This window comes from Streptomyces sp. SID5785, from assembly GCF_009870065.1.
In the GTDB taxonomy this organism is placed as follows: domain Bacteria; phylum Actinomycetota; class Actinomycetes; order Streptomycetales; family Streptomycetaceae; genus Streptomyces.
Genome location: NZ_WWIA01000341.1, coordinates 1 through 12,144, shown reverse-complemented (window position 1 = coordinate 12,144; position 12,144 = coordinate 1). Strand labels below are relative to the sequence as shown.

10 protein-coding genes and 1 pseudogene are annotated in these 12,144 nt (G+C 70.3%); 7 read left to right on the top strand and 4 right to left on the bottom strand.

Translation table 11 applies throughout. The features are described 5' to 3' along the window. The 7 genes and pseudogenes from GTW43_RS11180 to GTW43_RS11150 form a co-directional block, all read left to right on the top strand. A pseudogene (locus GTW43_RS11180) lies at positions 1-425 on the top strand (prenyltransferase); the annotation flags it as partial. Continuing rightward, on the top strand, positions 422-1,273 hold the full coding sequence (locus GTW43_RS11175) for a sugar phosphate isomerase/epimerase family protein (protein WP_161301500.1): 852 nt from the start codon (positions 422-424) through the stop codon (positions 1,271-1,273). The pseudogene GTW43_RS11180 and the gene GTW43_RS11175, both read left to right, overlap by 4 nt. Beyond that, the gene (locus GTW43_RS11170; RefSeq protein ID WP_161301499.1) at positions 1,270-1,905 is read left to right on the top strand and encodes an EboA domain-containing protein; all 636 of its coding nucleotides are present in this window, start codon (positions 1,270-1,272) and stop codon (positions 1,903-1,905) included. Before GTW43_RS11175 ends, GTW43_RS11170 begins: the two co-directional genes overlap by 4 nt. Continuing rightward, positions 1,905-2,756, top strand: a complete 852-nt coding sequence (locus GTW43_RS11165) for a TatD family hydrolase (protein ID WP_161301498.1) — start codon at positions 1,905-1,907, stop codon at positions 2,754-2,756. Before GTW43_RS11170 ends, GTW43_RS11165 begins: the two co-directional genes overlap by 1 nt. A gap of 3 nt (positions 2,757-2,759) precedes the next feature. Next, positions 2,760-3,932 carry a metabolite traffic protein EboE gene (gene eboE / locus GTW43_RS11160; RefSeq protein WP_161301497.1) on the top strand — a complete coding sequence of 391 codons (1,173 nt, stop codon included), beginning with the start codon at positions 2,760-2,762 and terminating at the stop codon, positions 3,930-3,932. Next, the gene (locus GTW43_RS11155) at positions 3,929-5,320 is read left to right on the top strand and encodes a nucleotide pyrophosphatase/phosphodiesterase family protein (RefSeq protein WP_161301496.1); all 1,392 of its coding nucleotides are present in this window, start codon (positions 3,929-3,931) and stop codon (positions 5,318-5,320) included. Before eboE ends, GTW43_RS11155 begins: the two co-directional genes overlap by 4 nt. Before the next feature lie 112 nt (positions 5,321-5,432). Further along, a complete protein-coding gene (locus tag GTW43_RS11150; protein ID WP_161301495.1) occupies positions 5,433-6,620 on the top strand; it encodes a sugar phosphate isomerase/epimerase family protein in 1,188 nt (395 codons plus the stop codon). 80 nt (positions 6,621-6,700) lie between these two features. On the opposite strand, the gene GTW43_RS11145 is transcribed toward GTW43_RS11150, so the two are convergent. The 4 genes from GTW43_RS11145 to GTW43_RS11130 all read right to left on the bottom strand — a co-directional run. Beyond that, positions 6,701-8,068, bottom strand: coding sequence for an OFA family MFS transporter (locus tag GTW43_RS11145; protein ID WP_202501319.1), 1,368 nt, complete (start codon positions 8,066-8,068; stop codon positions 6,701-6,703). A gap of 1 nt (position 8,069) precedes the next feature. Next, the gene (locus GTW43_RS11140) at positions 8,070-9,455 is read right to left on the bottom strand and encodes an OFA family MFS transporter (RefSeq protein WP_161301494.1); all 1,386 of its coding nucleotides are present in this window, start codon (positions 9,453-9,455) and stop codon (positions 8,070-8,072) included. 122 nt (positions 9,456-9,577) lie between these two features. Further along, positions 9,578-11,731 (bottom strand): acetate--CoA ligase family protein, encoded by a 2,154-nt coding sequence (locus tag GTW43_RS11135; RefSeq protein ID WP_161301493.1) that lies wholly within the window; start codon positions 11,729-11,731, stop codon positions 9,578-9,580. A gap of 3 nt (positions 11,732-11,734) precedes the next feature. Continuing rightward, a partial coding sequence (locus tag GTW43_RS11130; protein ID WP_202501318.1) for a CoA transferase occupies positions 11,735-12,144 on the bottom strand: 410 nt, incomplete at its 5' end.

The window sequence follows — 12,144 nt, the reverse complement described above, 5'->3', positions numbered from 1 at the left end:
GTCCGGCCGCGCTCGCCGCCGCCCTGCCCGCGGCGCTGTCCCTGGCCGGGCACACCGTGGCCGTCACCGCCGTGTCCCGCAACGAGACCACCGGTGGCCGCCCCCTGGCCCCCGCCGCGGCCCTGGCCTTCACCACGGCCCTGGCCACGCGGCTCATCAGACTCCCGGCGGGCCGAGGCGCTGCAGCCGCCCTCGGCCTGCCGGGTCCCCTCGCGTACCTGCACACCACGGCCCGACCCCTTCTCCATGCCGTCCTCAACCCGTCACCACCCCTGACCCAGCGCGCCGTCGGCTCCGGTATCCGCGCGATGATCCCGCTCCAGGCCGCCCTGGCCGCCCGCGCGGGCGCACCGGGAACCGCCCTCGCCACCGCGGCACTGGCCCCCCTCGCCCGCCGCTTCTCCAGGAAGGTGAGCGTCACATGACCCTGCGCTGGGGATACGGCACCAACGGACTCACCGACCTCCGCCTCGACGACGCCCTCGCCCTCCTCGCCGACCTCGGCTACGACGGCGTCGGCCTCACCCTCGACCACATGCACCTCGACCCCCTCGTCCCGGACCTGGCGGCCCGCACCCGGCAGATCGCCGGACTGCTCGACCGGCACGGCCTCACCGCCACCGTCGAGACCGGCGCCCGCTACGTCCTCGATCCGCGCCGCAAGCACGGCCCCTCTCTGCTCGACCCCGACCCGGACGCCCGCGCGGCACGGGCCCGGCTGCTGATGCGGGCCGTCCAGGTGGCCGCCGACCTCGGTGCCCACGCCGTGCACTGCTTCAGCGGCATCACGCCACCGGGCACCGACCCGGAGACTGCCTGGAAGCGGCTCGCCGACGAACTCGGACCGCTCGTGGAGGCCGCCGACGGGGCCGGCGTGCCCCTCGCCGTCGAGCCCGAACCCGGCCATCTCCTCTCCACCCTCGACGACTTCCACCACCTGCGCGGGATCCTCGGCAGCCCCGACGCGCTCGGCCTCACCCTCGACATCGGCCACTGCCAGTGCCTGGAGCCCGCATCACCCGCCGACTGCGTCCGTGCGGCGGCCCCCTGGCTGCGGCACGTCCAGATCGAGGACATGCGACGGGGCGTGCACGAACACCTGCCGTTCGGCGACGGCGAGATCGACTTCCCCCCGGTGCTCGACGCCCTGGCGGACACCGCGTACCAGGGTCTCGTCGTCGTCGAACTGCCCCGGCACTCCCACGCGGGCCCCGAACTGGCCTCCCGCTCACTCCCGTTCCTCCAGGCCGCGGCACGAGGAGGCAGCGCATGAACCGGCAGACCGTCACCGCCCTGCGAGCCCACCTCGACGAGGTGCTCACCGCGACCGCCCGGAGCTGGCTCGACCAGGCCCTCGCGACCGCCGCCGGCCGTGAGGACACGGACCCGCCCGGCTGGGAGACCCGCTTCGCCGAGGCCGGCCGCCGCACCGGCCAGGACAACGCCGACGCCACCCGGGTCCTCCTGCTGCACGCCGCCCGCGCCGACACCACCACGCTGAACCGGCTGTACGCCGAGGGCACCGCCGCGGAACGACGGGCCGTCCTGTACGCCCTGCCCCACCTGGTGCCCGGCCCCGAAGGCCTGCCGCTCGTCGAGGACGCGCTGCGCACCAACGACACCCGGCTGGTCGCCGCGGCGGTCGGGCCGTACGCCGCCGAGCACCTGCCGGCCCACCACTGGCGCCACGCCGTCCTGAAGTGCCTGTTCACCGGGGTCCCCGTGGACGCCGTCGCCGAGCTGTGGCGGCGCGCCCACGGTGACAAGGAACTGGCCCGCATGCTGGGCGACTTCGCCGACGAACGCACCGCCGCAGGCCGGTCCGTCCCCGAGGACCTGCACCGCGTCCTGGCTCTGACCGAGCCCGCACCCCACGAACCGGGCACCGAGGCGAAGGAGTCCTGATGCGCATCTTCGACCCGCACATCCACATGACCTCGCGCACCACCGACGACTACCAGGCCATGTACGCCTCGGGCGTCCGCGCCCTCGTCGAACCCGCCTTCTGGCTGGGCCAGCCGCGCACCTCGCCCGCCTCGTTCTACGACTACTTCGACGCCCTCCTCGGCTGGGAGCCCTTCCGCGCCGCCCAGTACGGCATCGCCCACCACTGCACCATCGCGCTCAACCCCAAGGAGGCCAACGACCCGCGCTGCACCCCCGTCCTGGACGCCCTGCCGCGCTACCTCGTCAAGGACAACGTCGTCGCCGTCGGCGAGATCGGCTACGACTCCATGACCCCGGCCGAGGACACCGCCCTGGCCGCCCAGCTCCAACTCGCAGCCGACCACGAACTGCCCGCCCTCGTGCACACCCCGCACCGTGACAAGCTGGCCGGACTGCGCCGCACCCTCGACGTCGTCGAGGAGTCCGCGCTGTCCGTCGAGCACGTCCTGGTCGACCACCTCAACGAGACCACCGTCAAGGAGGCCAAGGACGCCGGCAGCTGGCTCGGATTCTCCGTCTATCCCGACACCAAGATGGACGAGGACCGCATGGTGGAGATCCTGCGGACCTACGGACCGGAGAAGGTCCTCGTCAACTCGGCCGCGGACTGGGGCAGAAGCGATCCCCTGAAGACCCGCAAGGTGGCCGACGCGATGCTCGCCGCGGGCTTCACCGACGACGACGTCGACCGCGTCCTGTGGCGCAACCCCGTCGACTTCTACGGCATCAGCGGACGCCTCCAGCTCGACGCCCCCGCACCCCGCGAAGCGACCCACGAAGGCAACTCCATCCTGCGCGGAGGGGCGTGACGCATGCGCTTCCGGCACCCCGACGGCTCGACCGTCCACCTCGCGTACTGCACCAACGTGCACCCCGCGGAGACCCTCGACGGCGTCCTCGCCCAGCTCCGCGACCACTGCGAGCCCGTGCGCAGGCGGCTCGGCCGCGACCGGCTCGGCATCGGCCTGTGGCTCGCCAAGGACGCCGCCCGCGCCCTCATCACCGACCCGGCGGCGCTGCGCGGCCTGCGCACCGAGCTCGACCGGCGCGGCCTCGAGGTCGTCACCCTGAACGGCTTCCCCTATGAAGGGTTCGGCGCGGAAGAGGTCAAGTACCGCGTCTACAAGCCCGACTGGGCCGACCCCGAGCGGCTCGCACACACCGCCGACCTGGCCCGGCTGCTCGCCGCCCTGCTGCCCTCCGACGTCGCCGATGGCACCATCTCGACCCTGCCGCTCGCCTGGCGCACGGCCCACGACGCACAGCGCGCAGCGACGGCCGAGGCGGCTCTCGGCACCCTCGCCGAACGCCTCGACGCGCTCCACGAGCTCACCGGGAAGTCGATCAGGATCGGCCTGGAACCCGAACCCGGCTGCACCGTCGAGACCACCGCCGACGCGATCGAGCCGCTCACCCGCGTCGGCCGCCCCGACCGCATCGGCCTCTGTCTCGACACCTGCCACCTCGCCACCTCCTTCGAGGACCCCGCCACCGCGCTCGCCGCCCTCGCCGCCGCCCACGTCCCTGTCGTCAAGACCCAGCTCTCCGCCGCACTGCATGCCGAACACCCCCGCCTCCCCGAAGTACGCGCGGCACTCGCCGCCTTCGACGAACCCCGCTTCCTGCACCAGACCCGCACCGTCACCGCCGGAGCCCTGCACGGCACCGACGACCTCGGCCCCGCACTGAACGGCGCCGCTCTCGCGGACGCGGCACCCTGGCGCGCCCACTTCCACGTCCCCCTGCACGCGGCCCCCGCCGCGCCCCTCACCTCCACGCTTCCCGTCCTCCAGGACACACTGACCCGTCTGGTCGGCGGCGAGCACCCGCGCACCCACCACCTCGAGGTCGAGACCTACACCTGGCAGGCGCTGCCCGCCGAACTGCGCCCCCGGGCCCGCACCCAGCTCGCCGACGGCATCGCCGCCGAACTCACCCTCGCCCGCGACCTGCTGACCCACCTCGGCCTGAAGGAGCTGCCATGACCGACCCACAGCCACGGCCGACCCCGCTGCTCGTGCTCGACGTCGTGGGCCTCACCCCCCGTCTCCTCGACCACATGCCGAACCTCAAGGCGCTCGGGAGCTCCGGGACCAAGGCCCCGCTCAGCACCGTGCTGCCCGCCGTCACGTGCGCCGCCCAGTCCACGTTCCTCACCGGCACGATGCCCTCCGAGCACGGCATCGTCGGCAACGGCTGGTACTTCCGCGAACTCGGCGACGTCCTGCTCTGGCGCCAGCACAACGGTCTCGTCTCCGGCGACAAGCTCTGGGACGCCGCCCGCCGCGCCCACCCCGGCTACACCGTCGCCAACATCTGCTGGTGGTACGCCATGGGAGCCGACACCGACATCACCGTCACCCCCCGGCCGGTCTACTACGCCGACGGGCGCAAGGAGCCCGACTGCTACACCCGGCCCCCGGCTCTGCACGACGAACTCACCGAGAAGCTCGGCACGTTCCCGCTCTTCCACTTCTGGGGACCCGGCGCGGACATCGTCTCCAGCCAGTGGATCATCGACGCCACCCGGCACGTCATGGAGACACGCGACCCCGATCTGACCCTGTGTTACCTCCCTCATCTCGACTACGACATCCAGCGCTTCGGCCCCGACGACCCACGCTCCCACCGGGCGGCCGCCGAGATCGACACGGCCCTCGCCCCGCTCCTCGCCGACGCCCGGGCCGCCGGCCGCACCGTCGTCGCCCTGTCCGAGTACGGCATCACCCGTGTCGACCGTCCGGTCGACATCAACCGGGCGCTGCGCAGGGCAGGACTGCTCGAGGTGCACACCCAGGACGGCATGGAGTACCTGGACCCGATGGCGTCCCGGGCCTTCGCGGTCGCCGACCACCAGATCGCCCACGTCTACGTACGCCGGCCCGAGGACCTCGACGCGACCCGCGCCGCCCTCGCCGACCTGCCCGGCATCGAGCAACTCCTCGACGACGAGGGCAAGAAGGCCCATCACCTCGACCACCCGCGCTCCGGCGAACTCGTCGCCGTCGCGGAGCCCGACGCCTGGTTCACGTACTACTACTGGCTCGACGACGACCGCGCGCCCGACTTCGCGCAGCTCGTCGAGATCCACCGCAAACCCGGCTACGACCCGGTCGAACTGTTCATGGACCCCCTCGACCCCTACGTCAAGGTCAAGGCCGCGAGCGCGCTGGCCCGCAAGAAGATCGGCATGCGCTACCGCATGGCGGTCGTGCCTCTCGACCCCTCACCTCTTCGCGGCAGCCACGGCCGCCTCCCCGCGAGCGACGACGACGGTCCGCTCATCATCAGCTCCACCCCCCATGCGTTCCCCGGCCGCGTCGCGGCCACCGATGTGAAAGCCCTGCTCCTCGACCTGGCCGGACTCGGCTGAGACACACCTCGGCCCGAGCCCTTCCTGACCAGGAGCAGTTACAGAGAGTGAAGCACACGTCACCGACAACGCGCCAGTGACATTCGATCCGCACATCGAAGAGAGGCACCCCGTGACCGACTTCCGCGACACCCCCGCCGACGAGGCCCTCAGAAGCCGACTCGGCATCAACCGCCGCCGCTTCCTCAGCACCTGCACCGCCGTCGCCGCGGGGGCCATCGCCGCGCCCGTGTTCGGCGCAGCACCGTCCTTCGCCCAGTCGCAGACGGCAGGCCACGGCCACGGCCACGGTCATGGGCACGAGCACGGCCACGGCCACGGCCAGGACCTCGTGCCGCACGACAAGCGCGGCATCATCCTCTACACCGTGCGCGACGCGACCGGCCGCGACCCGCTCGCCGGCGACCTGCCGTCCGGCTTCCGCGAGGTGTTCAAGGAACTGGCCCGCTACGGCTACAAGCAGGTCGAGTTCGCCGGGTACGGCCAGCACGCCAACGCACCGGGCGGCGCCGACCTCGAGAACGTCGCCGGTGCCAAGCTGCTGCGCCGCTGGCTCGACGAATACGGTCTGCGGGCCCAGGGCAACCACGGCTTCATCCCCTCCTCGTGGCCGCTCAGCCAGACCGACCTCGACACGTTCAAGAAGCATCTCGAGATCGCCAACATCCTCGGCATGGACCACATGGGCACCGGCGGCGACCCCACCGGCAGCTCGTACAAGGCGGACTGGGACGTCGCCGCCGACAAGTGGAACGAACTCGGCGAGATCGCGCACCGGGCCGGCCTCAAGCTCTACACGCACAACCACGACGCCGCATACGGCTTCCTGCTCGACGGCGGACCGCTCGACGCGCAGGGCCGGCCGACCCGCAGCTCCGGTGTCCGCAAGCTGGAGTACTTCCTCAAGGTCAGCGACCCGCGCACCGTGTGGCTCGAGATGGACATCTACTGGGCGCACGTCGCCCAGTACAAGTTCCACACCTACACCGCCCACGACGGCTCCGAGCAGGAGAACGTCTTCGACCCCGCCGCCCTGGTCCGCGCCCACAACAAGCGCTACCCGCTGTTCCACGCCAAGGACGGCACACGCAACGACACCAGCGGTGAGGGCTACGACATGGTGCCGTTCGGCGAGGGGGTCATCGACTACACGACGTTCTTCAGCCGGGTCGGCCAGAAGAACTACCACAACCCGATGGTCGAGCAGGACAACGCCCCCAGCGACACCGACCTCGGACAGTCCCTGAAGCACGCGAAGATCGGCTACGACAACCTGGCACGGCTGCGCAAGCGGCACTGACCCGCGGGCGCATGGGGACATGCGCCGGCACATGAGTGGGGCCCGGCCACCCGGCCGGGCCCCACTCATGTGTGCACGAGCTATGCGGTGCCGGTGCGCCCCGGCTGCCTCAGGAACAGCGCCACCACGGCGGCCAGCATGGAGATGCCGCCGGCCAGCGCGTAGGCGCCGTTGTAGCCCCAGGCGGCGACCACCATCGAGCCGAGGCCGCCGCCGAACAGTCCACTGATCAGCTTTCCGCTGTAGACGAGGCCGTAGTTGGTCGCGTTGTAGTTCTCACCGAAGTAGTCCGGCGTCAGTGCGGCGAACATCGGGTAGAAGGCGCCGCCGCCGAATCCTGACAGGAAGGCGAAGACCAGGAACAGCCATTCGCTGTGGATGTCGCCCGCCCAGATCACACCGAACTGGGCGAGTCCCAGCACGACGATGACCAGCACCAGACTCAGTTTCCGGCCCATGATGTCGGACAGCCAGCCGACGACGGCCCGCCCGACGCCGTTGATGACCGCCATGACACCCATCGAGGACGCCGCCACCAAGGGGCCGAACCCGACCTCCTTGGCGAAGTCCACCTGGAAAGAGATGCCGAAGATGGACACGCCCGCGGTCAGCACCAGACTGAACCACATGAGCGGCAGCATCCCGGTCCTGATCGCCTCCTTCGGCGTGAACTGCCGGACCGCGGGAGGATTCTTGGCGAGGGACCGTGCGCTCTTGCCGGTACCCGACTTGGCCAGCGGATCGACCTCCGAGGGCCACCAGTTCTTCGGCGGGTCCTTGAAGAAGAACGCGCACACCAGCACCACGACGAGCACATAGGCGCCGATCATGTCGAGCACCCGGTGGTAGTTCGAGGTGTCGAAGGCGTAGTTGAAGACGAAGATGAACGGCAGGGACCCGTAGGCGAATCCGCCGTTGACGAAACCGGTCCGGCCGCCCTTGCGCTCCGGATACCACTTTCCGACCATGTTGATGCACGTCGAGTAGACGAGGCCGGAGCCCAGTCCGCCGATGACACCGAACCCGATGATGGCCAGCCACACATTGCTCAGATGGGACAGGGCGAGAAATCCGAGAAGGCACAGGAACGAGCCGACGGTCATGGCCCGCCGCGCGGTCATGATGCCCTTCTCGCGCAGCCATCCGGCGGGGAAGGCGATCCCGGCCTGGAAGAACACCCAGACGCTCAGGATCCAGAAGGTGTTGGACTGCGTCCAGCCGTGCGCGCTGGACAGGGTGTCCTCCGCCGACCCGTACGCGTACTCGGAGACGCTGATGGCCATCATCGCGACCCATGGCAGATACACCATGAACTTACGGGAATGGCCGAGGATGTCGCGGTCCGTCTCGCCGATGCGATAGACGCGGCCGTTCTCGTCGGTGATCTCTTCGTACCCCGCGCCGTGCTGCGACGCGTGGGCTCCTGCGGCGATGGGCTCCGCTGTCATATCAAGCCATCTCCTCACCGAGCGGTTGGGGATTGGGGCGGATACCACGGGACTTGGGCCTGCCGGGCGGCGACAGGAAGATGGCGACGAATCCCGCGAAGAACGAGATGCAGCCCGCCAGGGTGAAGGCGCCCGAGTGCCCCCACGACTCCACGACGAGCGCGCCCATTCCGGCACCGAGTCCGGACACGAGCTTCGAGCTGTAGACCATGCCGTAGTTGGTCGCGTTGTTGTTCTCGCCGAAGTAGTCGGCGGTGAGCGCCGCGAACATGGGGAAGATGGCGCCGCCGCCGAATCCGGAGACCGCGGAGAAGACGAGGAACAACGGCAGGTTTCCCGCTCCGGCGGACCACAGGATGCCGAACTGCGCGGCGCCGAGAATGACGCAGACCGCGAGCAGGCACTGTTTGCGGCCGTAACGGTCGGAGAGCCAGCCGATGACACCGCGTCCGGTGCCGTTGACGACCGCCTTGAGCGACATCGCGGTGGCCACGATGCCGCCGGCGAATCCGGCCTCCTTGCCGATGTCGACCTGGAATGCGATCCCGAAGATGTTCACGCCGGACGTACAGGCGAGACAGAACCACATCAGGGCCACCCGGCCGGTCTTCCACGCCTCCAGCGGGGTGTACTGCTTCACCGCGGGCGGGTTCTTGCGCAGCGAGCGGCGTGCGCGCGGGTCGGCCGGCGGGTTCAGCGGGTCGATCTCCGCGGGCCACCAGTTCTTCGGCGGGTCCCGGAAGAAGAAGCCGGCGGACGCGACCATGCCGGCCAGGAGCACCCCCACGGAGACCAGCACCCAGCGGAAGTTGGTGAGGTCCATGAACCCGGTGAACAGGAACACGAACGGCACGGAGCCGTAGGCGAACCCGCCGTTGACGAAGCCCGTCTTGCCGCCGCGGCGCTCCGGGTACCACTTGCCCACCATGTTGACGCAGGTGGCGTACACCATGCCGGCGCCCATGCCGCTGAAGACGCTGAACCCTATGTAGGCGAACACGACGTGCGGAGCGAAAGCGAGGGACAGATAGCCCAGCAGGGTGCCCAGCGAGCCGATCATCATGGCCCAGCGCGCCGGCAGCCTGCCGCTCTCACGCAGCCTTCCCGCGGGGAAGGCGACCGCGGCCTGGAAGAACACCCAGACCGTCATCATCCAGAAGATGTGCGCACTGTTCCAGCTGTGCGCGGTGTGCAGAGTGTCCTCGGCGGACGCGAACGCGTACTCGGCGGACGAGATCCCCATCATGCCCACCCAGGGCAGGATCACCATCCACTTGCGTTTGCGCCCCATGATGTCGATGTCGCTCTCGCCAACCCGGTACATCCGGCCGTTGGCGTCCGTCACCTCCCTGTAAGGGACGGAACTTGACAGTTCGGTTGCGGTCATGACGGTCGCATCCCTTGCGTCGAAAGATCTGGCCAGCGCCCCCTGTCCAAATGGCTTTCGTGCGCGCACGGGTCCTGGGTCCGGCCGGCGCGCACCGCCGGCCGGACCCGCCTCGGGTCACCTCATCGACCGCCCCCCAACAGCCCTGCCGCACGGGCCCACCGGTACTTGGCGCCGAGTACCGCGACAGGCTTCTCCGTGGTGTACGGGTAGGCGACGACCCCGTGGTCGAAGAGGTACTGGCACGCCTCCTCGACCTCGACGTCCCCGGCCAGCGACGCGACCACCGGCTTCTCGATGCCGCGCTCGCGGAACTCCCGGACGACGCGGGCCGTTACCTCCGCAAAGACCATGGGAGGGGTGACGATGGTGTGCCAGTAGCCGAGCACGAGTGCGTGGATGCGCGGGTCCTCGAGCCCGAGGCGGATCGTCGCCTCGTACGTCGAAGGGGGCTCGCCGCCCGTGATGTCGACGGGGTTGCCTGCGGCCCCGAAGGGCGGGATGAACCGCCGGAAGGCGGCGTCCAGATCGTCCGGTATCTCCATCAGGCGCAGCCCGTTGTCCGTCACCGCGTCGGACAGGAGTACGCCCGAGCCGCCGGCGCCCGTGATGATCACGACGTTGTCACCCTGTGGCGTGGGCAGCACAGGCAGCGCCCGCGCGTACTCCAGCATGTCGTTCAGACCCGGCGCGCGGATGACGCCGGCCTGCCGCAGGATGTCGTCGTAGACGGCGTCGTCGCCCGCCAGGGCGCCCGTGTGGGAGCCGGCGGCCTTCGCCCCTGCGGCGGTGCGTCCCGCCTTGAGGACGACGACGGGCTTCTTGGGTACGGTCGCGCGCGCCGCCTCCACGAAGGCGCGGCCGTCCTTGAGGTCCTCCAGGTGCATGGCGATGCACTGCGTGTGCGGGTCCTCGCCGAACCAGGTGAGCAGGTCGTCCTCGTCCAGGTCCGACTTGTTGCCGAGCCCGACGATCGCCGAGACGCCCGTCTTCGTCGTGCGCGCGAAGCCCAGGATCGCCATGCCGATGCCGCCGGACTGCGAGGTGAGCGCCACGCCGCCCTTCACGTCGTACGGCGTGCAGAACGTGGCGCACAGGTCCTGCCACGTCGAGTAGTAGCCGTAGATGTTCGGGCCGAGCAGGCGCACGCCGTGCCGTTCGGCGATGGCGACGATCTCCGCCTGGAGCGCGTGCTCACCGGTCTCGGCGAAGCCGGACGGGATCAGCACCGCGTTGGGGATGCCCTTGCGCCCCACCTCCTCCAGGGCCGCTGCCACGAACTTGGCGGGGATCGCGAAGACCGCCACATCCACCTCACCGGGCACGTCCGTGACACTCTTGTACGCCTTGCGGCCCAGAATGTCATCGGCCTTGGGATTCACCGGGTGGATCTCTCCGGAGAAGCCGCCGTCGATGAGGTTGCGCATCACCGAATTGCCGATCTTGCCCTGCTCGTTGGACGCCCCGATGACGGCGACGGAGCGCGGCTGCATGAGCCGCTTCATGGTCGAGAGGATCTGCTCGCGCGTGTAGGTGCGCCGCGGTGCGGGCGTGCTCGCGGCGAGGATCACGCGGATGTCGGCCGCCACGGCGCCCTCCGGCGTCGCGATCACCGGGTTGAGGTCCACCTCCGCGATCTCCGGGAAGTCGGTGACGAGCCGGGAGACGCGGCGCAGCTGTTCGGCGAGCGCCCAGCGGTCGACGCCCCGTGCACCGCGGACACCGCGCAGCACCTCGGCGGCGCGGATGGAGTCGAGCATGCCGAGCGCCTCGTCGGCCTCCACGGGGGCGAGCCGGAAGGTGACGTCCTTGAGCACCTCCACGAGGACTCCGCCGAGCCCGAAGGCGACGACCTTGCCGAAGGTCGGATCGGTCACGGACCCGACGATGACCTCCTGGGTGTCGGGCCCCGTGGGCAGCAGCTCCTGCACCTGCACGCCCTCGACCCGCGCGTCCGGCGCGTAGGCGCGCGCGTTCTCCACGATGCGGTGGAAGGCGGCCCGTACCTCGGCCGCTCCCTCGACCCCGACGACGACACCGCCGGCGTCGGTCTTGTGCAGGATGTCGGGCGACACGATCTTCAGCACCACGGGCCCGCCGAAGCGCGCGGCGGCGGCGACGGCCTCGTCGACGTCCCGGGCGAGCTCCTCACCGGGCACGGCGATCCCGTACGCGTCGGCGATCACCTTCCCCTCCGGAGCGGTGAGCGCCGTGCGTCCCTCGGCCCGTACGGCGTCGAGCAGCGCCCGCACCGTCAGCGTCCGGTCCTCGGCCATCAATCAGATCACTCCGTTCGACTTGAGCAGGCGCAGCTCCTCGTCCCCGAGGCCGAGTTCGCCGACGAAGACCTCCTCGTTGTGCTCGCCGAGCAGGGGCGAGCTGGTGATGTCTACGGGGGAGTCGGAGAGCTTGAGCGGGGAGCCGACGGTCGTGAAGGACCCGCGCTGCGGGTGCGGGACCTCGATGACCATGTCGTTCGCGGCGAGGGAGGCGTCCTCGATGATCTCCTTGGTGGAGAGGATCGGGCCGCACGGGATGTTGTGTGCGTTGAGCTGCTCCAGGACCTCCCACTTGGGGAGCGTCGAGGACCACTCCTCGATGAGCTGGAACATCTTGCTGAGCTTCGGCAGCCGTGCCTCCGGCGTGGCCCACTCGGGATCGTCGGCGAGTTCGGGGCGCCCGATGAGGG